This is a genomic window from Novosphingobium aromaticivorans DSM 12444, from assembly GCF_000013325.1.
Classification (GTDB): domain Bacteria; phylum Pseudomonadota; class Alphaproteobacteria; order Sphingomonadales; family Sphingomonadaceae; genus Novosphingobium; species Novosphingobium aromaticivorans.
Map to the genome: position 1 here is coordinate 3504800 of NC_007794.1, position 21163 is coordinate 3525962.

Sequence of the window (21163 nt, forward strand, 5' to 3'; positions counted from 1 at the left end):
TTATGCACCCACCTTGTTCTTGCGGTTCATCGAGGCGACGTCGAGCGCCACCGGCTGGGTGCCGCCATGCGGGTGCTCGGCACCGGCATAGAGGTGAAGGGCGCGCATCTGCGCACGGCCGAGAGGACCGCGCGGGATCATGCGCTCGACCGCCTTTTCAAGCACGCGCTCGGGGAAGCGACCGCCGAGGACCTTGTCCGCGGTGACTTCCTTGATGCCGCCGGCATAACCGGTGTGCTTGTAGTAGGTCTTGTTCTTCAGCTTGTTGCCGGTGAGGCGGACCTTGTCGGCGTTGATCACGACGACGTGGTCACCGCAATCGACGTGCGGCGTGAAGCTCGGCTTGTGCTTGCCGCGCAGATGGTTGGCGATGATGACGGCGAGACGGCCGACCACCAGGCCTTCGGCATCGATCAGATGCCACTTCTTTTCCACCTCGGCCGGCTTGATCGACCGGGTGACCTTGCTGAGAGCCTTCATGGCGCTTCGGTTCCCTGGATTTCAGTGCGTCGGCCATACGGGAATCCGCACGAACGCGACGAAGGAAGCGCGCCTTTGTTGCAAACGGCCCACAGAGTCAAGCAAACCGCGGGTTTGCATGGAGGTAAAATAATACCGTCAAACTTTCGGGCCGCCGCAATCGGCCTCCAGCCAGTCCAGCGTGGCCGCCCCCGCGGCATCGCAGCGCCATCCGGCAATGGCCGGAGAATCGTAGGGATGAAGTGCCTCCAGCCGCGCGATGGCGGCTTCCAGCAGGTCCGCGCGGGTCTTGAACAGGACCGCGACTTCGGCCCCGGCGCCCCGCTCGCCATTCCAGCGGTAGAGCGAGCGCACGGCGGGAAGGATATTGGCACAGGCAACCAGGCGTTCGTCCAGCAGCATTCCGGCAACCGTTTCGGCACCTTCCGCGTCACCGAATGGGCACCAGATCAGCGCGGCGGTCACCTGCGCGCGCCGAGCAGATGCGCGCTCCACGTCGTCGCGGCGACAAGCAGCGCGCCGACGAACTGGTGCAACACCGCAATCCACAGCGCCACGCCGCTCCACACAGTGAAGATGCCGAGCAGGACCTGCGTACCGAACACCGAATGGAGCACGATGGAGGCCTTGCGGTTTGTCTTGCGCAGCTTGCGGGCGACGACCACCAGGACCGCGACCACCGCCCAGGCCCACCAGCGGTGGATGAAGTGGACTAGAAACACGTCCGAGAGCAGCGCGTGCACGGCGCCCGTCGCCCAGTCCACGCCATCGGGGTAGAGGCTGCCCTGCATCAACGGCCAGGCGTCCCAGTTGAACCAGCCACCACCGGCCGAAGTGCCGGCGCGCAAGCCTGCGACGAGCGCGCCGTAGAAGAGCTGGAGCACCAGCATGGCCAGCGCCAACAGGCCGATGCCGCGCAGCCTGGAACGCGCCTCGCCCTTCGACAGGGCGACGAGATCGAGCGCGGTCCACACCAGGCCGCCGAGCGTGAACAGGGCAACCAGGAGATGCGTGGCGAGGCGGAAGTGGCTGACCTTGACGTCGTTGACGATGCCGGACTTGACCATCCACCAGCCCACTGCCCCCTGCAGCGCGCCGAGCGCAAGCAGCGCGACGAGGCGCGGCTTGTAGCCTTCGGGGATGCGGCGCTTGATCCAGAACCACGCCAGCGGCGCCGCGAAGACGAGGCCGATGGTGCGGGCGAGCAGACGGTGGACCCACTCCCAGAAGAAGATGAACTTGTAGGTCGCCAGCGTCATGCCCGCCGGACCGTTGACCAGCTGGAATTGCGGCGTCTGGCGATAGGCATCGAACTCCGCCTGCCACTGGGCATCGGTGATCGGCGGGAGCGTGCCCGCGACGGGCTTCCATTCGGTGATCGAAACGCCCGATTCGGTCAGGCGGGTTATCCCCCCCACCGCAACGATGGCGACGACCATGAAGGCAACGACGAAGAGCCAGCGCGCAAGGGCCAGCGCGTCTGCACGGGTGGAAGGCGAAGGAGAGGCGCTCATGGGGCAAAGCCACTGCGCCCGCGCTTGACGTTTCGCAAGAGGGATCGTCGGCCGCGGAGGCACCGCCCTTGGTGCAGGCTCGTGGTGCAGGCCCGCAGGACAGGTCCATGCAGGACGGATTATCGGCGGCAGCCCCTTGAACTATGTAACATTATAACATAAATGCAGCACAAGGATGAGCGATACCCTTCTTGCCTTGCGTGCCCGGCTCGACCGGATCGGCGTGCTCCTTTCGGGGCTGTGCCTGATCCATTGCGTCGCCGGGCTGTTCCTTGTCGGCATGCTCGGGCTTGGCGGCGGCGTTCTGCTGAACCCGGATATCCATCGCTGGGGCCTCGCCTTCGCGCTGGCGATCGGCGCGGCGACGATCGGCATGGGCGCATTGCGTCACGGGCGGTTCGTGCCGCTTGCGGTGGGCGGGACCGGTCTCGGCCTGATGGCGGGCGCTGTCGCGGTCGGCCATGGCAACGCCGAAGTGGTTCTCACCGTTTGCGGCGTCGTGCTGGTGGCCGCCGCCCACGTCATCAACATGCGGCACGCGCACTAAGCGCCACTTGCGCCCGCACACTGCGCCGCTAAAGCGGGCCGCATGACCGGACAGCTATCCCTTACCGTCAACGGCGAACCCCGCCGCGCCGCGCCCGGATCGATCGCCGACCTGGTGCGCAGCCTGGAACTCGATCCGGCCAAGGTCGCGGTCGAACGCAATGGCGAGATCGTCCCGCGCTCGACCTTGGCCAGCGTGGCGATCGCCGATGGGGACGTGCTGGAAATCGTGCATTTCGTGGGTGGAGGACAATCGGACGTGACCGACAACAACGATACCTGGACCGTCGCCGGACGCACCTTCACCTCGCGCCTGATCGTGGGCACGGGCAAGTACAAGGACTTCGAGCAGAACGCCGCCGCGGTCGAAGCATCGGGCGCGGAGATCGTCACCGTCGCCGTGCGCAGGGTCAACGTCTCGGACCCCAAGGCGCCGATGCTGACCGACTACATCGACCCGAAGAAAATCACCTACCTGCCCAACACCGCCGGCTGCTTTACCGCCGAGGACGCGATCCGCACGCTGCGCCTTGCGCGCGAGGCGGGCGGCTGGGATCTGGTGAAGCTGGAAGTCCTGGGCGAGGCGCGCACGCTCTATCCCAACATGATCGAAACGATCCGCGCGACCGAAGTCCTGGCCAAGGAAGGCTTCCTGCCAATGGTCTATTGCGTCGACGATCCGATCGCTGCCAAGCAGCTTGAAGACGCGGGCGCGGTCGCCGTCATGCCACTGGGCGCGCCGATCGGTTCGGGCCTCGGCATCCAGAACAAGGTAACGGTGCGGCTGATCGTCGAAGGCGCCAAGGTGCCGGTGCTCGTCGACGCAGGCGTGGGCACCGCTTCCGAAGCCGCCGTGGCGATGGAGCTTGGCTGCGATGGCGTGCTGATGAACACCGCCATCGCCGAGGCCAAGGACCCGATCCGCATGGCCCGCGCAATGAAGCTGGCCGTTCAGGCCGGACGCGACGCCTATCTCGCCGGCCGCATGCCGACGCGCAAGTACGCCGATCCGTCGAGCCCGCTGGCCGGGTTGATCTGAGGATCGAGGCCCCCCGCTTTCGCGGGGAGCGCCCCATCCCGCTTGCGGATCAGCCGACGATGCCCGCCGCTGCCAGCACGGCCAGGGTCAGGATGTCGGGCGCGATCGACGTCATCGGCGCGATCTGCACCGGCTTCTCCATGCCCAGCAGCATCGGCCCGATCACCGCATTGCCCGCCAATTCGCGCAGCAGCTTGGCCGAGATGTTGGCCGATTGCAGCCCAGGCATGATCAGCACGTTGGCCGGGCCCGAGAGGCGGCTGAACGGATAGTTCGCCATGACCTTGGGGTTGAGCGCGGCGTCCGGCGCCATTTCGCCCTCATACTCGAAGCCGGGATTCTCGGCGTCGAGGATCGCCACCGCGCCCCGGATCGAATCGAGCCAGCGGCCATAGGGATTGCCGAAGGTCGAATAGGACAGGAACGCCACGCGCGGCTCGTGGCCCATGCGGCGGGCAACGGCGGCGGTCTCGCGCGCGATGTGCGCGAGGTCTTCGGCCGAGGGACGCTCGTTCACCGTCGTGTCGGCGAGGAACACGGTGTAGTTCTTCGCCACCATCAGGTGGATGCCGAAGGGCAGGTGCCCCGGCTTCGGATCGAGGACGCGGCGTACCTCCTTCATCGACTGCGCGAAGGTGCGCGTCATGCCGGTGATGAGCGCATCGCCATGTCCAAGCGCGACGAGCAGCGAGGCGAAGACGTTGCGGTCCTGGTTGACCATGCGTCTGACGTCACGCTCGAGATAGCCGCGACGCTTGAGCCGTTCGTAGAGGTACTCGACCATCTCCGGCACCAGCGGCGAAACCGCCGAGTTGTGGATCTCGTAGGACGACGGGTCGCTGACGCCAAGTTCGGTCAGCAGGTCGAGAACCGGCTGGGTGCGGCCCACCAGCACCGGCGTGCCATAACCGAAATCCTTGAACTGGATCGCGGCGCGCAGCACCACCTCGTTCTCGGCTTCAGCGAAGACGACGCGCTTGGGGTTGTCCTTGGCCGTGGCGAAGACGTTGGTCAGGACCGAAGTCGTCGGGTTGAGACGCGCCTTGAGGCTGGTGCGATAGGCGTCGAAGTCCTCGATAGGCTTCTGCGCGACGCCCGAATCCATCGCCGCCTTGGCGACGGCGGAGGAGACGACTTCCATCAGGCGCGGATCGAACGGCGCGGGAATGATGTAGTCCAGCCCGAAGGTGTGGTTCATGCCATAGGCGGCAGCCACTTCCTCGGGCACCGGCTCGCGCGCGAGCTGGGCGATGGCCTCTGCCGCGGCGATCTTCATCTCTTCGTTGATCGCGGTCGCCCGCACATCGAGCGCGCCGCGGAAGATGAAGGGGAAACCAAGGACGTTGTTGACCTGGTTGGGATAGTCGGACCGGCCCGTCGCGACGATGCAATCCGGGCGGACGGCCTTGGCATCGGGCGGCGTGATTTCCGGGTCCGGATTGGCCATCGCGAAGATGATCGGCTGCGGCGCCATCTTCAGCACCCATTCGGGCTTGAGCGCGCCCGCGGCGGAAAGACCCAGGAAGATGTCCGCCCCGACGAGCGCATCCTCGAGGCTGCGCGCCGTGGTGTCGACCGCATGCGCGCTCTTCCACTGGTCCATGCCGGATTCGCGGCCACGGTAGATCACGCCGGACCGGTCGCACATGATCACGTTGTCGTGGCGCACGCCCATCGCCTTGATCAGCGCGGTGCAGGCGATTGCCGCCGCCCCCGCACCGTTCACGACGACCTTCACGTCCTCGAGCCGGCGACCGGTCAGGTGGCAGGCGTTAAGCAGGCCAGCAGCGGAGATGATCGCGGTGCCGTGCTGGTCGTCGTGCATGACCGGGATCTTGAGGCGCTCCTTCAGCGCCTGTTCGATGATGAAGCACTCAGGCGCCTTGATGTCTTCAAGGTTGATGCCGCCGAACGTCGGTTCGAGCAGGGCGACCGCCTCGATGAAGGCATCGGCATCTTCGGTCGCCAGTTCGATGTCCATCGAATCGACGTCGGCAAAGCGCTTGAACAGCACCGCCTTGCCTTCCATCACCGGCTTGGAAGCAAGCGCGCCCAGATTGCCGAGGCCGAGGATTGCGGTGCCATTGGAGATGACCGCGACAAGATTGCCCTTCGCGGTATAGTCGTACGCCGTGGACGGATCTTCCGCGATCGCGCGTACCGGCACCGCAACGCCAGGCGAATAGGCCAGGCTGAGATCGCGCTGCGTCGCCATCGGCTTCGAGGCGATGATCTCGATCTTACCCGGGCGGATCGTGTTATGGTAGAAAAGCGCCTCGCGCTCGGTGAAGCGGACGTTGCTTTCCTCGGACATGGTTCCCCCGATATCTGGCCGGACTTCGTGTCTAAGGCCCTGTCCGAGCTTGAACGCTACGTCAAGGCGGCGGAACGCGATGCGATCGATGCAAATCTATCGAATTGCCGGAATCGCACACGCCGCTCGCGTCAGAAATCCTTCGGCTTCCAGGTCGGGATGCCAAGCGGACGCACCTTGAACAGCAGGCTGCGGCCTTCCTGCCACACGAGTTGGAGGCGCGGGTCGGCGCGGCGCGGCAGGCCGGTATCGATCAGCCAGACATAGTCCACCCGCTCGATCGGGGCATGCTTGAGCGCTGTCTCGACCGTACGGCGCCAGCCGCCGGCGCAGCGGCGCGACCAGACGAATTCGGAAGGATCGGCGGTGAAGTTGCGGCCGGGGCGGAAGCGCGGAATGACCATGTGCAGGCCCGGAACGGCCCAGTTGTCGTTCACCCACGCCTGGCGATAGAGGCTGGCGAGGCTCGCCAGGTGATCGCGCCGGGTGTTGCGCCACGATTCGTCGAGGCAGGAATGCTCGACAAAGGCGAGGACGCGGCTGCCCGGTTCGACATGGGTCAGCGCGGAAAGCTGCTTGTTGTAGTCCTCGGCATAGCCGGCAAAGCTCCACGCGGTGACCGTCAGGCGTACGGCAAGAAGCGCCATGCCAAGACAGGCCACGATCTTAGCCCATTGCGGACGGCGCGCCCCGCTCCAGTCCTGGAGACCGAGGCCGAGCATGGCCGCAACCGGCAGAAGGCGGATGTCGACGAAAGCGGAGCCGTTGATATCGCTTGGGATCGCGATGAACAGCAGCAAGACGGTCAGCGCGGGCAGGCCTTGGCGCCAGCGCCATTTCGCGCCGAGGAACGGGCCAACCAGAACCAGCAGGCCGGCGATGATCGACGTGCCGAAATCAAGCAGCTTGGACTGGTCGCGCAGGGTCAGCACGAAGGACCAGGCCTTCTGGTCCCAGCGCCAGACGTTCATGCTCTTGGCGGGCGGCGAAAATGCCTTCCACAACAGGATGGTGACAACCGTGGCGAGCAAGGGCCAGCAGGCCTGCCACAGACGCAGGCCGATCGCCTTCCAGTCGAGCGTTCTCAGCCACTGGCGGTTGGTGAGATCGCGCCAGCGCCAGCCTTCGGGCAGTTCGTCCATCGCCCGGCCAAAGGCGTGGGCAGCGACGAGAAGCGCGAGCAGAAGGCCGCCGATGGCGTGGCACAGCATTGCGACCGGCTGCGCCACGATCAGCATCGCCGCGCGGGCGCGCGGGTTCTTCTGTTCCAGCCACAGCGACGCGCCGAACGCGGTCAGCGAGAGGCCGGTAGCGAGGATGTAATTGAGGAAGCCGGTGAGCAGGGGAAAGCTGAACACGAACATCAGCGACCATGCCGCCGCGTGCCCGCCCCGGGGATTGAGCATGCGGATCGTCCACAGGCAGCCGCCCGCGAACAGGCCGGTGGCCAGGACCGTGCTCCACCACCCCGCAGCAAGTATGCCGAACTGCGCGCCCAGCACCTTCATCAGCACGCCGCCGCCGATGTTCAGCGTGAACACCCATTTCCAGGTGAAGTACTTTTCCAGCGGATTGCCCGGACCGGCAGCCTCGATCGCGGCGGCGCCCATGTGGCCCGGCACGTCGATCAGCGGCGGCACGTCGACCAGCGCGAAAGGCAGGCACACGATCAGAACGCACAGCAGGATGCCCGGCCCGGAGAGCCACGGCAGCGCACCGGCGCGCGCCCAGATCGCCTTGAGGCCCTGCAGCCAATCCTTTTCGCGGACTTGCGTCAAACCAGTCATTCCCCCACAAGACCGGACCGGCTCCATGCATTCTGGCGCGGAGTTGCGGATATCCGGTGTCGATGGTTTGAGAAACACGCGCGGCTGGTCTAGCCACCGCCGCGTGACTCCTAATGCCCCAACTCCGATGATGGCGCAATATCTTGCGCTAAAGGACCAGGCTGGCGACTGCCTGCTGTTCTATCGCATGGGCGACTTCTTCGAGCTTTTCTTCGACGACGCGAAGGTCGCCGCACAGGTTCTCGACATAGCCCTCACCAGCCGGGGCGAGCATGGCGGCGCGCCCATTCCGATGTGCGGCGTGCCGGTCCATTCGGCCGAGGGATACCTTGCCCGGCTGATCAAGGCGGGGTGCCGCGTCGCCATCGCGGAACAGGTGGAAACCCCCGAGGAAGCGAAGAAACGCGGGGGTTCCAAGGCTCTCGTCGCGCGCGACATCGTCCGCTTCGTCACGGCCGGGACGCTGACCGAGGAGGCGCTGCTCGAACCGCGCCGGGCCAACGTGCTTGCGGCGGTGTGCGAAGTACGCGGCCTCATCGGCATCGCCGCCTGCGACATCTCGACCGGCCGGATGGAGCTGGAGGAATGCGCCGCCGACCAGATTGGCGCGGCTCTTGCCCGGCTTGGTGCGAGCGAGATCGTCGCACCCGATTCCTGGGATGACCGGCCCTTCGATTGCGTTCCGCGTCCGAATCGGACCTTCGCCAGCGAAGAGGGCGAAGCGCGACTCAAGGCCGTGCACGGCGTGTCGACCCTCGACGGCTTCGGCCAGTTCACCCGGGCGATGCTCTCGGCGGCCGGCGGGCTGGTCACCTACCTCGACCATGTCGGGCGCGGCGCGCTGCCGCTCCTGCTGCCCCCGGTGGCGCGGGAAGCGGGCACCCACATGGCAATGGACGAGGCCACGCGGGCAAGCCTCGAGATCCTGAACAGTTCCACCGGGACGCGGCGGGGCAGCCTTGTCGAGGCGATCGACCGCTGCGTCACGGGCGCCGGCGCGCGCCTCCTGGCGGAAGACCTCTCCGCGCCGCTGACCGACGCACGCGCGATCAACCGCCGCCTCGAAATGGTCAGCTGGCTCCACGACGATCCGCTGCTGAGGGGCGACATCCGCGCCATCCTGCGCTCGCTGCCCGACGTCGGGCGTGCGCTTGGCCGCGTCGTCGCGGGGCGTGGAAGCCCTCGCGATCTCGGGCAATTGCGCGACGGCCTGTCCGAAGCGCGGCGGCTGCACGGTCTGCTGCACGCTCGCGCTGACCGGCCCGAACCGGTCCACGCGCTGCTCCCCTCGCTCGCCGGCCACGGCGCACTTTGCGACCTCTATGCCCGTGCGCTGGTCCCTGCCCCTCCGACCGAAAGGTCACAGGGGGGCTACATCGCCGAGGGCTACGACGCGGCGCTCGATGAACTGCGCCGCATATCGGGCAACGCCCGCCGCGCGATTGCCGCGCTGGAGGCCAAGTACCGCGACGACACCGGGATCACTGCCCTCAAGATCCGCCACAACGGTGTGCTCGGCTATTTCATCGAGGTTCCCGCAAAGCACGCCGACCGGTTGATGGCGCCCGATTCCGGTTTCACCCATCGCCAGACCATGGCTGGAGCCGTGCGTTTCAACGCACTGGCGCTGCATGAGGAGGCGAGCCGCATCGCCGAGAGCGGCGGACACGCGCTGGCAGCGGAAGAAGCACACTTCGAGGACCTCGTCGGCCACGCGGTGCGCGCGAAGGAGGCGATCGCGGCCACCGCCGCCGCGCTTGCGCGCATCGACGTCGCCGCCGGTCAGGCCGAACGCGCTGCCGAAGGCGGCTGGGCCCTGCCGCGCGTGGTAGACGAGCCTTGTCTCGAAATAAGTGGCGGGCGCCATCCGGTCGTGGAAGCGGCGCTTGCCGCCAAGGGCGAGCGCTTTGTCGCCAACGACTGCGCGCTCGGGCCGCAGGACCGGCTGTGGCTGGTCGGAGGGCCTAACATGGGCGGCAAGTCCACGTTCCTGAGGCAGAACGCGCTGATCGTACTGCTCGCCCAGGCAGGCGGCTTCGTTCCGGCACGGTCGGCGACAGTGGGCCTCGTCGACCGCCTGTTCAGCCGCGTCGGCGCATCGGACAATCTCGCGCGCGGCCGCTCGACCTTCATGGTCGAGATGGTCGAGACGGCAGCGATCCTCAGCCAGGCAACGGACCGCAGCTTCGTCATTCTCGACGAAGTCGGGCGCGGCACTTCGACCTACGACGGACTCGCGCTCGCCTGGGCGGTAGCCGAGGCGGTCCACACCATCAACCGCTGCCGCTGCCTTTTCGCCACGCACTACCACGAACTCGCCCGCCTCGCCGAAAGCTGCGACGCCCTCTCGCTCCATCACGTCCGCGCGCGCGAGTGGAAGGGCGACCTCGTCCTGCTGCACGAACTGGCCGATGGTCCGGCCGACAAGTCCTACGGCCTTGCCGTGGCCCGCCTCGCCGGCGTTCCCGCGCCCGTGATCAAGCGCGCCAAGTCGGTGCTGGAGAAGCTGGAGAAAGGCCGCGCCGCCACCGGCGGGCTGGCGGCCGGGCTCGACGACCTGCCCCTCTTCGCCGCCGCCATCGAGGCCGCCGAGGAAAAGGTCGATGCCCTTCGCGAACGCCTCAACGGCCTCGACATCGACGCACTGTCCCCTCGCGAGGCTCTGGACCTGCTCTACGAACTGAAAGCCCAGGCCAATGGTTGAGCCGACCCTGCTGGGCCGCAAGCGCACGCTGTTCGTCATGGCAGCGGCGCCCGAATACGGCCCACACCTGCGCGCCCGCTTCGTGCCGCTGATCACCGGCATAGGCCCGGTGGAGGCCGCGCTGCACACCGGCATCGCGCTCGCCCGGATGGAAGCGGCAGGCTCCCTGCCCGACCTCGTCGTCTGCCTCGGTTCAGCCGGATCGCGGCGCTGCGCGCTCGGCTCGGTCCATCAGGTCGGCCAGGTGTCCTGGCGCGACATGGACGCATCGCCGCTGGGCATCGAACCCGGCATCGTGCCCTACCTCGACGAACCGAAGGACCTGACGCTCGAAACCCCGCTCGGCCTTCCTGTCGCATCGCTGTCGAGCGGCGGCGACGTTGTCAGCGGCGCGGGCTGGGACGGCATCGACGCCGACATGGTCGACATGGAAACCTACGCCGTCGCCCGTGCCGCGCGCACTTTCGGCGTGCCGCTGGTGGGACTTCGAGGCGTATCGGACGGCCCGGGCGAACTCGCGGGCGCGCACGACTGGCACAAGCTGCTTGGCTATCTCGACGGCGAACTGGCCAAGGCGGTGGACCTGCTCGCGGCCCACTACGGCTAGCGACAGGCCTTCCCTGTCCGTTCCCGTCGGGCATGAGGTGAGCTGAAGATCAAAGGCTCAGGAAAAGTCCCGCCAGCGCCGCGCTCATCAGATTGCTCAGCGCCCCGGCCACCAGGGCGCGGATACCGAGCTTGGCGATCACCGGGCGCTGGTTCGGCGCCAGGCCGCCGGTCACCGCCATCTGAATCGCGATAGAGCTGAAATTGGCAAAGCCGCACAGCGCGAACGTGACGATGGCGACGGTATGCTGCGACAGCGCGGTGTCCTTGCCCAGTTCGATGAAGGCGACGAACTCGTTCAGCACGATCTTGCTGCCGAACAATCCCCCCGCCTGCATCGCCTCGGCCCAGCCATCCGCGCCGAGCAGGTAGAACACCGGCGCAAAGACATAGCCAAGCACCATCTGGAATGAGAGCTGCGGCGCGCCGAACCAGCCGCCGATCCATCCCAGCACGCCGTTCGCCAGCGCTACCAGCGCAACGAAGGCCAGCACCATCGCACCCACCGCGACGGCAAGCTTGACGCCGGTCTGCGCCCCCTGGCTGGCTGCCATGATGATATTGGCGGGACGCTCTTCCTCGTCCGAAGCGAGGCTCGGCTTCACGTGCGGGTTGGGCAGATCCTCGCCCCCCACCTCGGCCGGGACAGGCGGCTCGTCCGGCATCATCAGCTTGGCCATCAGGATACCGCCCGGTGCCGACATGAACGCTGCGGCGACCAGGTAGTCGATGCGGATGCCCATCGAGGCGTAAGCCGCCAGGATGGTCCCCGCCACGCCGGCCATGCCCACGGTCATCACGCAGAAAAGCTGCGAGGGGTTGAGCCCGGCAAGATAGGGCCGGATCACCAGCGGGGATTCGCTCTGCCCGACGAAGATGTTGCTCGCCGCGCACAGCGATTCGACCTTGCTGATGCCGGTGACCTTCTCCAGCGCGCCGCCGATCCACCGGATCACCAATTGCATCACGCCGAGATAGTAGAGGATCGAGATCAGCGCCGCGAAGAACACGATCACCGGCAGAGCGGAAATGGCGAAGCTGGTGCCGCCGATGGCCGGGTCGGCCAGCGGGCCGAACAGGAACGCCACCCCGGCCCGCGCGAACCCGAGCAGGCTTTCGACGCCGCCCGCCGCACCCTGCAGCGCGCGGTTGCCGAACGGTACGTAAAGCACCAGTGCGGCAAACCCGGCCTGAAGCGCGAAAGCGGCGGCCACGACCCGCGGGCGAATCGCACGGCGGTTCGAGGAGAGAAGAAAGGCGAGCGCAAGGATGAGCACCATCCCGACGAGGCTGGACACGACACGCATCGGAAAGGGCAGTGCTCCGCAGGCAGGATGGTTTCAGACGAACCTAATAGCGAATTGGCGGGCGGAAAAAAGCGCGCTATCCGCCCTTGATGCACGATAACGCCGCTTCCACCCCCGCAATCCCCCGTTCGCTTTTCGCTTTTGCCCTGCTCTACGGCGGATTGTGCGTGCTGGCAGGGGTCCTCGGCACCAAGCTGGCCTCGCTCGGAACCTGGCCGCTGCTGGGCGATCTGGCGGTGGAGTCCGGCATTTTCGCCTTCCTGCTGCTGGTGGTCATGGCCAGCGCGGTCGCCGAACTTTTCGGACAGGACATGGCCAACAGGCTGGTCCGCTTCGGCTTTGTCCCGCTGATCGTGTCGATGATCCTGCTGACGACGGTGATCCACGTCGTACCTCCCGCGCCGTTCTGGACCGACCAGGACGCCTTCGCGCGCCTGCTTGGGCAAGGCGCGCGCATGCAGTTCGCCGGGCTGATCTCCTACGGCACCTCGCAGACGCTCAACGTCTACCTGTTCTCGCGCATCGCGGGCGGTAGGGGCAGGATGCTGATGCTGCGCGCGTGGCTCGCGTCCATGCTGTCGCAGATCGTCGACACGATCCTGTTCATCACCATATCGTTCTACGGCCAGGACCTGCCCATCGTCTCGATCATGGAAGGCCAGATCATTTCCAAGCTGGTGCTTTCGACGATCATGGTCCCGCCGCTGATCTGGGTCTTCGTTCGGCTGGGCAAGTTTCTCGACCGCACGGCCTGATCAAGTCGATGCTGGCCCCAGCGATGTAGCGCGACCTTGCCGCAGATCCTGCCGCGATCGCGCGATCAGCAATATTGGATTCCGCCTCCATTGCGCGTAAGGGCCCGCGCATGAGCCAGAACCACGACCCCGCAATGCTTGCCAAGGCCGAAACGCTGACCGAGGCGCTGCCCTATCTCCAGCGCTATGCGGGCAAGACCTTCGTGGTGAAGTACGGCGGCCACGCGATGGGCGATCCCGAACTCGCGCAGGACTTCGCCGAAGATATCGTGCTGCTCAAGGCCGTGGGCATCAACCCTGTCGTGGTCCACGGCGGCGGGCCCCAGATCGGTCGCATGCTCAAGGCGCTCGGCATCGAATCGCGGTTCGTCGACGGCCTGCGCGTCACCGACAAGCAAACGGCCGAAGTCGCAGAAATGGTCCTCGCCGGCGCGATCAACAAGGAACTGGTAAGCTGGATCGCCCGCGCGGGCGGCAAGGCCATCGGCATTTCCGGCAAGGACGGGGGCATGGTCATCGCCCGCAAGGTCGAGGCCAAGAAGGCGCCCAAGGCCGTGGCCGATGCTGAAAGCGGCGATCCCATCGTCGTCGACCTCGGCTTCGTGGGCGAGCCCGACCGGATCGACACGACCGTCATCGACACGATCTGCAAGGCCGGCATGATCCCGGTCATCGCCCCCATCGGCGTTGGCGAGGACGGCGAGACGTACAACATCAACGCCGACACGATGGCCGGCTCCATCGCCGCCGCGCTGGGCGCCGCGCGCCTGTTCCTGCTGACCGACGTTCCCGGCGTGCTCGACAAGGACAAGAACCTGCTCACCGACCTTCGCCCCGCCGACATCGCGCGGCTGGCCGAGGACGGCACGATCAGCGGCGGCATGATCCCGAAGCTGGAAACCTGCGTCCACGCGGTCGAGGCGGGCTGCGAGGCAACCGTCGTGCTCGACGGCCGCGTGCCCCACGCGATGCTCCTCGAAATCTTCACGGCGCGCGGCGCGGGCACCCTGATCCGCGCCTGAAGGCTGCATTAAAGACGGGAACCGGAAGGCGTGCCGCTCGTCAGTGCGGCATGATCCGCCCCTGTCGTCTCGCCGCGGCGCTTGCTGCATTGCCGCTTGCCGCCTGCAACAGCGATCCTTCCCCGCCGACCCCCACCGCTATGACAAGCGGGACGCCGGTGGCGACGCCGACACCGGCCGCTCCCACGCCAACCCGCACTGCTTCCGCCGTGCCGCCGACCGGCCCCGGCATGCCTTCCTTTGCGCGCGATCCCCAGACCGTGCTCGATGCCTTCGCTTCCGCCATCGAAGCACGCGACTGGAAGGCCGTGCGGGCGTACTGGGGCGACCGTGGCAATCGCAGCGGGCTTGACGAAGCCGCCTTCGCCGCGCGGTGGAGCGTGCTCGAGGCGCCCGAGGTGACCGTCGGCGACGGCACTCAGGAAGGCGCGGCGGGTTCGCTCTACTACACCGCGCCCGTGACCATTCGCGACGGCGAACGCGAACTGGCCGGCGAGGTCACCCTGCGCCGCGCGAACGATGTGCCCGGTGCCACGACAGAGCAGTTGCGCTGGCATATCGAGAGCGCCACGCTCGCGCCCTGACGTTGCGGCGCCCGATCCGCGCGGCCCCATCGCGGTCCTTGCAAAGATTGTAAGCAACACATACAGAACCGGGCAAGCCTCGGCCGCTGCGTATTCAGCGGCACTTGTGGCCCCCGGAGAGGGTCGGCTAGGAGCAGGGTTCCCGCCGGATTTCGGCGCAGGCCCGGTCGACGAAGGAAACACGCGCAATGCTGCTGTACACGCTGATTGCCATGATCAACTATCTGGTGAACATCATCGTAATCGTGGTGATCGTCCAGTTCGTGCTCAGCCTGCTGATCGCCTTCAACGTCGTGAACATGCACAACAATGCAGTGGCGGCGATCTGGAAGGCGCTCAACGCCATCCTCGAACCCCTCCTCCGGCCCATCCGCCGGATCATGCCCGATACCGGCGCGATCGATTTCTCGCCGATGGTGCTGATCATCGGCCTCAACCTGCTGACGATCCTGCTGAGCGGCGTTGCCGCCTCGGGCGCGGGGCTCTGAAGCCACACCGGAACGGAACCTATTTCGATGACTGCTGCCGTTATTGACGGAAAGGCCTTTGCCGCCACGCTGCGCGGGCGCGTCGGCGACCTTGCCACTGCATTCGAGGCCAGGGCCGGTCGCAAGGCGGGGCTTGCCGTGGTGCTGGTGGGCGAGGACCCGGCGAGCCAAGTCTATGTTCGCTCGAAGGGCAAGAGCACGCTCGAAGCGGGCATGGCAAGCTTCGAGCACAAGCTTCCCGCCGACACCGCCGAGGCCGACCTCCTTGCCGTAGTGGAGCAGCTCAACGCCGATCCGGCGGTTGACGGCATTCTCGTCCAGCTTCCCCTGCCCCGGCACATGGACGAGCAGAAGGTCATCGCCGCGATCAATCCCGACAAGGACGTCGATGGCTTCCACGTGATCAACGCGGGCCGCCTCGCCGTCGGCCAGCCGGGCTTCGTGCCCTGCACCCCGCTTGGCTGCCTGATGTTGCTAAAGGACCGACTGGGCGACCTTTCCGGCCTCGATGCCGTGGTAATCGGCCGCTCAAACATCGTCGGCAAGCCGATGGCGCAGTTGCTCATCGCCGAAAGCTGCACCGTCACGGTCGCGCACAGCCGCACGAAGAACCTCCCGGAAGTCGTGCGCCGCGCGGACATCGTCGTGGCAGCCGTAGGCCGCCCCGAGATGGTCAAGGGCGACTGGATCAAGCCGGGCGCAACCGTGATCGACGTCGGCATCAACCGCGTCCCGGGCAAGGAAGAAGGCAAGACCCGGCTGGTCGGCGACGTCGACTATGCGTCCGCCGCCGAAGTCGCGTCGGCCATCACCCCGGTTCCGGGCGGCGTCGGCCCGATGACCATCGCCGTGCTTCTGCGCAACGCGCTGGTCGCGGCCTACCGCAACGCGGGGATCGACCTTTCCGCCGACGCGATCTGAGCTTGGGCCGATCTGGACTTGGGCCGATCTGAAAATGGGCCGATCTGAAATTGGGTATGCGGTCCTGCGCGGGCCGCGCCCTCAAATTCGCTGTCCTACATCTGCCGGTTCTGCAAGGCTTGGCGCCTGCTCCTTGAACCGTTGATCTTGCTGCCGGAACGCCGGTGCGTCCCCGCCGCGGGAGGGGGGGTACATTGCTCTCCCTGGACAGTGTAAACCCCTCCCCGAACGGCTCGCCGAAAAGGATGCTTCTGCGCCTACCGGCACGAGGCGAATCGTGCTACCTACATCGGTGTGAGCAACGCGATCCCCCACCTCGTCCCGATACACGTCGATCCCGCCGACATCGATTTCATGGGCCACGTCAACAACGCCTCGTACCTCAAGTGGGTGCAGGATGCGGTGATCGACCACTGGCGCGCGCTGGCGCCGGCAGATGCGGTGGCGGCGCACCTGTGGGTCGCGCTCAAGCACGAGATTACCTACCGCCGCCCGACCTTCCTCGACGATACGGTCATCGCCCATGTCGTGCTGGAAAAGGTCCAGGGCGCACGCGCCTTCTACGAAACCCTGATCAAGCGGGGCGAGGAAGTGCTTGCCGAAGTGAAGTCGAGCTGGTGCTGCCTCGATGCCGAAACGCTGCGCCCCGCCCGCCTTGCCCGCGAGCTGGTCGACAGGTTCCTGCCCTCGGGCAAATAGGCGTCAGCGCAGCTTCGCGATCGAAAGCCCGTCATTCTTGGCGCGCAGCTTCACCGATTCCTCGCTGCGGGTCAGCGCCTTGGCGATAGCCTTGAGCGCCATGCCCTTCTTCGCCAGCGTGTGCAGCTTCTGGATTTCGTCCGCAGTCCACGGCTGCTTGTGGCGTTCGAAGCGTTCGCCCATGTCTCAATCCTTCCGTGTCGCGGTGACGATGTAGTTGAGCGCAAGGTCATCCGACAGGTGCAGCCCCCGGCTGACGCTCCAGGCGATGCCCATCGGATTGCCCATCCTCAGCCCCGCCGCGTCCAGCAGGTCGTGGAGTTCGACCGGGGTCACGAAATCCTCCCAGTGGTGCGTGCCCCTGGGCACCAGCCCGACCGCCTCCGCCCCTTCCACCATGAGCAGGCGCGAACGGGTGGTGCGATTGGGGGTGGACAGGACCATCAGCCCCCCCACCGCCAATGCTCCCGCCAGCGCGGCGACGAAGGCGGACTTGTCAGCGACATGCTCGATGACCTCCATCGAGGTGACCAGATCGAACCCCGAAAGGCCAAGCTGGCCAAGGTCGCCGCAGCGGTAGTCGATCGCAAAGCCGGCGCCTTCGGCGTGGAGGCGCGCAGCGGCGATGTTTTCCGCAGCCGCATCCACGCCCGTCACTTCCGCGCCAAGCCGCGCCAGCGGTTCGCATAGCAGGCCCGCGCCGCACCCGACATCCAGTGCGCGCCGGCCAGCCAGCGGCCTCAGCCCACGCGGATCGGTGGCGAAGTGCGAATCGACCGCCTGGCGGATGAAGCCCAGCCGCACCGGATTGAGCTTGTGCAGCATGGCCGACGAGCCCTTGGGGTTCCACCAGTCTGCCGCAAGCTTGCCGAAATGCGCCGCTTCGTCCGGGCGAATGGTGTTCGCAGAGGTTGCATTGCTCATATGACGTCCCTAAAGCGCGCGCGCCGCAGGGTCCATGGCCCATGCGGGAAAGATTCTTTCGTTCGTACAACCTGGGAGCAAGCCCTTGGCCCGCATCGTGATGAAATTCGGCGGCACTTCGATGGCCGGCACCGAGCGCATCCGCCGCGTGGCGCGCATCGTGCAGCGCCAGCAGGCGGCAGGGCACGAGGTGGCGGTGGTCGTCTCTGCCATGGCGGGCGAGACCGACCGCCTCGTCAACTTCTGCCGCGAGGCGAACCCGCTCTACGATCCGGCCGAATACGACGTGGTCGTGGCCAGCGGCGAGCAAGTGACGTCGGGTCTCCTGGCGATGCATCTCCAGGCGCTGGGCTGCAAGGCGCGCTCGTGGCTGGGATGGCAGCTGCCGATCCACACCGACGACGCGCATTCGAAGGCGCGCATCGAAGGCATCGATTCGGAAGCGCTGCTTGCCAGCATGGGCGCGGGCGAGATCGCGGTGATCCCGGGATTCCAGGGCCTTACCGCCGACAACCGCGTGACCACCCTGGGCCGTGGCGGTTCCGACACTTCGGCCGTGGCAGTGGCGGCGGCGGTCAAGGCCGACCGTTGCGACATCTACACCGACGTGGACGGGGTCTACACCACCGATCCGCGCATCGTGGCCAAGGCCCGCAAGCTCAAGAACGTGACCTACGAGGAAATGCTCGAACTGGCCTCGGTCGGCTCGAAGGTCCTGCAGACCCGCTCGGTCAGCCTTGCCATGAAGGAAGGCGTGCGCGTGCAGGTGCTTTCCTCATTCATCGACGACGACGCCCCGGCGGCGGACACGATCCCCGGCACGATGATCGTTTCCGACGAGGAACTTGAAGGATTGGATATGGAACGCCAGCTGATCACCGGCATCGCCGCCGACAAGAACGAGGCGAAAGTTACCCTGACCCGCATCGCGGACCGCCCCGGCGCGGTCGCGGCGATCTTCGGCCCGCTGGCCGCGGCGAACATCAACGTCGACATGATCATCCAGAACATCGCCAAGGACAAGGGCGAGACCGACGTCACCTTCACGGTTCCGATCTCGGACCTCGCCCGTACCCAGGCGCTGCTTGAAGAGCGCAAGGACACGATCGGCTACTACCGCATGCTGGCCAACAGCAAGGTCGCCAAGATCAGCGTCGTCGGCGTCGGCATGCGCAGCCACGCCGGCGTCGCCAGCACCATGTTCCGCGCCCTGGCCGACCGCGGCATCAATATCCAGGCGATCACCACCAGCGAGATCAAGGTCTCGGTGCTGATCGACGAGGACGAGACCGAACTCGCGGTGCGCGTGCTGCACACCGCCTACGGCCTCGACGGCGAGTAAGACGTCTTTCCGGGGGCGGACCACGGTTCGCCCCCGTCCGCCTTTCAGCGGATCAGCAGGCCCCATCCCGACAGCAGTTGCTCGGCCTGTTCGCGCGAGATGATCGCGCCGCGGAACACCCCCGCATCTTCCAGCCTCAGCCCGCCAAGGTCAGCGCCGCGCAAGTCCGCGCCCATGAACTGCGCGCCGTCGAGGTTCGCCTCGCGCAGCGAGCAGCCTTCCAGCACGGCCCCCCGGAAATCGCATTTCGCGAGATCCGCCTGCGCCATATCCAGGCGCACGAGCCGCTCCTTGCGGAACGAGAACCCGGTCAGACGCGCGTTCACCAGCAGGACTTCCTCGAACGCGAAGCCCATGCCGCGCGCCGCATGAAAGTCTGCGCCGGTCATGCGCGAGGCGACGAAGCGCGCCGAGGCGATGTTGGCCCGGCGCAGCACCGCGTTGTTCAGGTCGCACCCCCGCAATTCGGCTTCGGCAAGATCCGCCGCGCCGAAATTGGCGAAGGCAGCCTTGCACGACTGCCATGTCGTCCGCGCGAGATTGGCGCCCGACAGGTCGGCATGGCGCAGGTTGCAGCGCTCGAACCGCCAGCCGGAAAGGTCCAGCTTGGACAGGTCCGCTTCTTCCAGATCGCACTCGACGAGGAGTGCCGGCGCACCGGCGAGAAGGGCAAGTTCGCTGCGACCGAGGGTCGCGCCGGTGCGTTCGGGAATGGACATCGCCGCGCCATAGGCCGCACGAACGCGCGGTCAAGCGCCGGGGCGGGACAGACCCGCCCCCCGGTCCGATCCGGAACCGGGAGGCGGGTCGCGACCCAACCGGCCCTGGGGTTATGGAACGGCCAGCGGGCTCAGGGCACCGGACGAAGAAACAGCAGCAGGCGTGTTCGAATTGCGGGGGTCAATCCGGGCCGCCGCTCGCCTCTTCATCGCTGCAATCGATCTAACTCAGGCACGCTGATCGACAAAGCCGGTTATTCCGCACAGAGATATCGTATGCGCCGATCAAGCCGTTGAAGTCCTGCCTTGTTGCCGACAAGATGCCGCCCTAAAGCGCGCGCCAGTTCACGGACGGGATCCCATTGCATGACCACCGCTACGCTCCAGACTGCCACGCCCCGCACTTCCGCACTGATGCGTCGCGGCGCCGAGTTCCTCGGCACGAGCCACGCCATACTGTGCGGAGCGATGAGCTGGGTTTCGGAGCGACACCTGGTCTCGGCCATCAGCAATGCCGGCGGCTTCGGCGTGATCGCCTGCGGTGCGATGACGCCCGAATTGCTGGACCGCGAGATCGCGGCGACCAAGGCCATGACGGACAAGCCGTTCGGCGTGAACCTGATCACCATGCACCCGGCCCTGTTCGACCTGATCGCGGTCTGCGCGAACCACAAGGTAGGCCATGTCGTGCTGGCCGGCGGCATCCCGCCAAAGGGCAGCGTCGAGGCAATCAAGGCGTTCGGAGCCAAGGTCCTGGTGTTCGCCCCCACGCTGGCGCTGGCCAAGAAGCTGCTGCGCTCGGGCGCGGACGCGCTGGTCATCGAAGGGTCGGAAGCGGGCGGGCACATCGGGCCTGTCTCCACCTCTGTCCTGGCGCAGGAATTCCTGCCCGCGCTGGCCGAAGAACACGTGGTCTTCGTGGCGGGCGGCATCGGGCGCGGCGAGATGATCGCGAGCTATCTCGAAATGGGTGCATCGGGCGTCCAGCTCGGCACCCGCTTTGCCTGCGCAACGGAATCGATCGCGCACCCGGCGTTCAAGCAGGCGTTCTTCCGCGGCAATGCGCGCGATGCCGTGGCTTCGGTGCAGGTCGACCCGCGTCTGCCGGTGATCCCGGTCCGCGCACTGAAGAACAAGGGAACCGAAGAGTTCACCGCCAAGCAGGTCGAAGTGGCCAAGATGCTGGACGAGGGCAAGGTCGACATGGCGGCGGCGCAGCTCGAGATCGAGCACTTCTGGGCAGGCGCGCTGCGCCGCGCGGTGATCGACGGCGATGTGGAACGCGGTTCGGTCATGGCCGGACAGTCGGTCGGCATGGTGACCCGGGAAGAGCCCGTGGCTGACATCATCGCGCAGCTCATGGCGGAAAGCGAAACGGCCCTGACGCGCCGCTGACGCCGCCCGGCCCGGCG

At 66.7% G+C, this 21163-nt stretch carries 22 protein-coding genes; 12 read left to right on the forward strand and 10 right to left on the reverse strand.

Annotated features, from left to right (window positions below; all coding sequences use genetic code 11):
* The 3 genes from rplM to SARO_RS16695 all read right to left on the reverse strand — a co-directional run bounded on the left by rplM (position 1) and on the right by SARO_RS16695 (position 1994).
* Positions 1-480 (reverse strand): 50S ribosomal protein L13, encoded by a 480-nt coding sequence (gene rplM / locus SARO_RS16685; RefSeq protein WP_011446923.1) that lies wholly within the window; start codon positions 478-480, stop codon positions 1-3.
* Between the two features lie 138 nt (positions 481-618).
* Positions 619-945, reverse strand: coding sequence for a divalent-cation tolerance protein CutA (gene cutA, locus SARO_RS16690; protein WP_011446924.1), 327 nt, complete (start codon positions 943-945; stop codon positions 619-621).
* Positions 942-1994 (reverse strand): COX15/CtaA family protein, encoded by a 1053-nt coding sequence (locus tag SARO_RS16695; RefSeq protein WP_011446925.1) that lies wholly within the window; start codon positions 1992-1994, stop codon positions 942-944. Before SARO_RS16695 ends, cutA begins: the two co-directional genes overlap by 4 nt.
* Before the next feature lie 175 nt (positions 1995-2169).
* Between SARO_RS16695 and SARO_RS16700 the strand changes: the two genes are divergently transcribed.
* Together SARO_RS16700 and thiS are read left to right on the forward strand one after the other, a co-directional pair.
* Positions 2170-2541, forward strand: a complete 372-nt coding sequence (locus tag SARO_RS16700) for a MerC domain-containing protein (RefSeq protein ID WP_011446926.1) — start codon at positions 2170-2172, stop codon at positions 2539-2541.
* 42 nt (positions 2542-2583) lie between these two features.
* On the forward strand, positions 2584-3579 hold the full coding sequence (gene thiS, locus SARO_RS16705) for a sulfur carrier protein ThiS (protein ID WP_011446927.1): 996 nt from the start codon (positions 2584-2586) through the stop codon (positions 3577-3579).
* 49 nt (positions 3580-3628) lie between these two features.
* Here thiS and SARO_RS16710 read toward each other — a convergent pair whose 3' ends face one another.
* Entirely contained in the window at positions 3629-5893 is a 2265-nt protein-coding gene (locus SARO_RS16710; protein WP_011446928.1) for an NADP-dependent malic enzyme, read from the reverse strand.
* A gap of 131 nt (positions 5894-6024) precedes the next feature.
* On the reverse strand, positions 6025-7680 hold the full coding sequence (locus SARO_RS16715) for a hypothetical protein (protein WP_011446929.1): 1656 nt from the start codon (positions 7678-7680) through the stop codon (positions 6025-6027).
* Positions 7681-7807: 127 nt separating this feature from the next.
* Between SARO_RS16715 and mutS the strand changes: the two genes are divergently transcribed.
* Both mutS and SARO_RS16725 read left to right on the forward strand, forming a co-directional pair.
* On the forward strand, positions 7808-10384 hold the full coding sequence (mutS, locus tag SARO_RS16720) for a DNA mismatch repair protein MutS (protein WP_011446930.1): 2577 nt from the start codon (positions 7808-7810) through the stop codon (positions 10382-10384).
* Positions 10377-10991, forward strand: a complete 615-nt coding sequence (locus tag SARO_RS16725) for a 5'-methylthioadenosine/S-adenosylhomocysteine nucleosidase (RefSeq protein WP_011446931.1) — start codon at positions 10377-10379, stop codon at positions 10989-10991. The genes mutS and SARO_RS16725 overlap by 8 nt, the downstream gene beginning before the upstream one ends.
* A gap of 49 nt (positions 10992-11040) precedes the next feature.
* Here the strand turns inward: SARO_RS16725 and SARO_RS16730 are convergent, their stop codons facing one another.
* The gene (locus tag SARO_RS16730) at positions 11041-12297 is read right to left on the reverse strand and encodes a NupC/NupG family nucleoside CNT transporter (protein ID WP_011446932.1); all 1257 of its coding nucleotides are present in this window, start codon (positions 12295-12297) and stop codon (positions 11041-11043) included.
* A gap of 89 nt (positions 12298-12386) precedes the next feature.
* Here SARO_RS16730 and SARO_RS16735 point away from each other — a divergent pair, with 89 nt between their 5' ends.
* On the forward strand, positions 12387-13052 hold the full coding sequence (locus tag SARO_RS16735) for a queuosine precursor transporter (protein WP_011446933.1): 666 nt from the start codon (positions 12387-12389) through the stop codon (positions 13050-13052).
* A gap of 110 nt (positions 13053-13162) precedes the next feature.
* Entirely contained in the window at positions 13163-14074 is a 912-nt protein-coding gene (argB, locus tag SARO_RS16740) for an acetylglutamate kinase (RefSeq protein WP_011446934.1), read from the forward strand.
* A 40-nt stretch (positions 14075-14114) separates the two neighbouring features.
* Here the strand turns inward: argB and SARO_RS16745 are convergent, their stop codons facing one another.
* Complete coding sequence (locus SARO_RS16745; RefSeq protein ID WP_041550554.1) at positions 14115-14306, reverse strand: hypothetical protein; 192 nt, start codon at positions 14304-14306, stop codon at positions 14115-14117.
* On the opposite strand from SARO_RS16745, the gene SARO_RS16750 reads away from it, so the two are divergent.
* From SARO_RS16750 to SARO_RS16765, 4 genes are all read left to right on the forward strand, one after another.
* On the forward strand, positions 14305-14658 hold the full coding sequence (locus SARO_RS16750; protein ID WP_049759461.1) for a hypothetical protein: 354 nt from the start codon (positions 14305-14307) through the stop codon (positions 14656-14658). The two genes, SARO_RS16745 and SARO_RS16750, sit on opposite strands and share 2 nt — an antisense overlap.
* Before the next feature lie 188 nt (positions 14659-14846).
* Positions 14847-15146 (forward strand): YggT family protein, encoded by a 300-nt coding sequence (locus tag SARO_RS16755; RefSeq protein WP_011446936.1) that lies wholly within the window; start codon positions 14847-14849, stop codon positions 15144-15146.
* Positions 15147-15173: 27 nt separating this feature from the next.
* Positions 15174-16067 carry a bifunctional methylenetetrahydrofolate dehydrogenase/methenyltetrahydrofolate cyclohydrolase FolD gene (folD, locus tag SARO_RS16760; protein WP_011446937.1) on the forward strand — a complete coding sequence of 298 codons (894 nt, stop codon included), beginning with the start codon at positions 15174-15176 and terminating at the stop codon, positions 16065-16067.
* 294 nt (positions 16068-16361) lie between these two features.
* A complete protein-coding gene (locus SARO_RS16765; protein ID WP_011446938.1) occupies positions 16362-16766 on the forward strand; it encodes an acyl-CoA thioesterase in 405 nt (134 codons plus the stop codon).
* Positions 16767-16769: 3 nt separating this feature from the next.
* Here SARO_RS16765 and SARO_RS16770 read toward each other — a convergent pair whose 3' ends face one another.
* Together SARO_RS16770 and ubiG are read right to left on the reverse strand one after the other, a co-directional pair.
* Positions 16770-16949 (reverse strand): hypothetical protein, encoded by a 180-nt coding sequence (locus tag SARO_RS16770; RefSeq protein ID WP_011446939.1) that lies wholly within the window; start codon positions 16947-16949, stop codon positions 16770-16772.
* Between the two features lie 3 nt (positions 16950-16952).
* Positions 16953-17690 (reverse strand): bifunctional 2-polyprenyl-6-hydroxyphenol methylase/3-demethylubiquinol 3-O-methyltransferase UbiG, encoded by a 738-nt coding sequence (gene ubiG / locus SARO_RS16775; protein ID WP_011446940.1) that lies wholly within the window; start codon positions 17688-17690, stop codon positions 16953-16955.
* An 85-nt stretch (positions 17691-17775) separates the two neighbouring features.
* Between ubiG and SARO_RS16780 the strand changes: the two genes are divergently transcribed.
* The gene (locus tag SARO_RS16780) at positions 17776-19032 is read left to right on the forward strand and encodes an aspartate kinase (protein WP_011446941.1); all 1257 of its coding nucleotides are present in this window, start codon (positions 17776-17778) and stop codon (positions 19030-19032) included.
* 44 nt (positions 19033-19076) lie between these two features.
* On the opposite strand, the gene SARO_RS16785 is transcribed toward SARO_RS16780, so the two are convergent.
* Entirely contained in the window at positions 19077-19751 is a 675-nt protein-coding gene (locus SARO_RS16785; protein WP_011446942.1) for a pentapeptide repeat-containing protein, read from the reverse strand.
* A 366-nt stretch (positions 19752-20117) separates the two neighbouring features.
* Here SARO_RS16785 and SARO_RS16790 point away from each other — a divergent pair, with 366 nt between their 5' ends.
* Positions 20118-21146, forward strand: coding sequence for an NAD(P)H-dependent flavin oxidoreductase (locus SARO_RS16790; RefSeq protein WP_011446943.1), 1029 nt, complete (start codon positions 20118-20120; stop codon positions 21144-21146).
* Positions 21147-21163: the final 17 nt, after the last annotated feature.

What these genes read in the sequence shown, in the direction of transcription:
- SARO_RS16730 (WP_011446932.1), bottom strand. Translation starts at nt 12,297, where the DNA reads ATGCGTGTCGTGTCCAGCCTCGTCGGGATGGTGCTCATCCTTGCGCTC.
- thiS (WP_011446927.1), top strand. Translation starts at nt 2,584, where the DNA reads ATGACCGGACAGCTATCCCTTACCGTCAACGGCGAACCCCGCCGCGCC.
- SARO_RS16735 (WP_011446933.1), top strand. Translation starts at nt 12,387, where the DNA reads ATGCACGATAACGCCGCTTCCACCCCCGCAATCCCCCGTTCGCTTTTC.
- SARO_RS16700 (WP_011446926.1), top strand. Translation starts at nt 2,170, where the DNA reads ATGAGCGATACCCTTCTTGCCTTGCGTGCCCGGCTCGACCGGATCGGC.
- rplM (WP_011446923.1), bottom strand. Translation starts at nt 480, where the DNA reads ATGAAGGCTCTCAGCAAGGTCACCCGGTCGATCAAGCCGGCCGAGGTG.
- SARO_RS16755 (WP_011446936.1), top strand. Translation starts at nt 14,847, where the DNA reads ATGCTGCTGTACACGCTGATTGCCATGATCAACTATCTGGTGAACATC.
- folD (WP_011446937.1), top strand. Translation starts at nt 15,174, where the DNA reads ATGACTGCTGCCGTTATTGACGGAAAGGCCTTTGCCGCCACGCTGCGC.
- SARO_RS16745 (WP_041550554.1), bottom strand. Translation starts at nt 14,306, where the DNA reads ATGCCGGGGCCGGTCGGCGGCACGGCGGAAGCAGTGCGGGTTGGCGTG.
- SARO_RS16785 (WP_011446942.1), bottom strand. Translation starts at nt 19,751, where the DNA reads ATGTCCATTCCCGAACGCACCGGCGCGACCCTCGGTCGCAGCGAACTT.
- ubiG (WP_011446940.1), bottom strand. Translation starts at nt 17,690, where the DNA reads ATGAGCAATGCAACCTCTGCGAACACCATTCGCCCGGACGAAGCGGCG.
- SARO_RS16725 (WP_011446931.1), top strand. Translation starts at nt 10,377, where the DNA reads ATGGTTGAGCCGACCCTGCTGGGCCGCAAGCGCACGCTGTTCGTCATG.
- SARO_RS16715 (WP_011446929.1), bottom strand. Translation starts at nt 7,680, where the DNA reads ATGACTGGTTTGACGCAAGTCCGCGAAAAGGATTGGCTGCAGGGCCTC.
- SARO_RS16750 (WP_049759461.1), top strand. Translation starts at nt 14,305, where the DNA reads ATGCCTTCCTTTGCGCGCGATCCCCAGACCGTGCTCGATGCCTTCGCT.
- SARO_RS16695 (WP_011446925.1), bottom strand. Translation starts at nt 1,994, where the DNA reads ATGAGCGCCTCTCCTTCGCCTTCCACCCGTGCAGACGCGCTGGCCCTT.
- SARO_RS16790 (WP_011446943.1), top strand. Translation starts at nt 20,118, where the DNA reads ATGACCACCGCTACGCTCCAGACTGCCACGCCCCGCACTTCCGCACTG.
- argB (WP_011446934.1), top strand. Translation starts at nt 13,163, where the DNA reads ATGAGCCAGAACCACGACCCCGCAATGCTTGCCAAGGCCGAAACGCTG.
- mutS (WP_011446930.1), top strand. Translation starts at nt 7,808, where the DNA reads ATGATGGCGCAATATCTTGCGCTAAAGGACCAGGCTGGCGACTGCCTG.
- SARO_RS16770 (WP_011446939.1), bottom strand. Translation starts at nt 16,949, where the DNA reads ATGGGCGAACGCTTCGAACGCCACAAGCAGCCGTGGACTGCGGACGAA.
- SARO_RS16710 (WP_011446928.1), bottom strand. Translation starts at nt 5,893, where the DNA reads ATGTCCGAGGAAAGCAACGTCCGCTTCACCGAGCGCGAGGCGCTTTTC.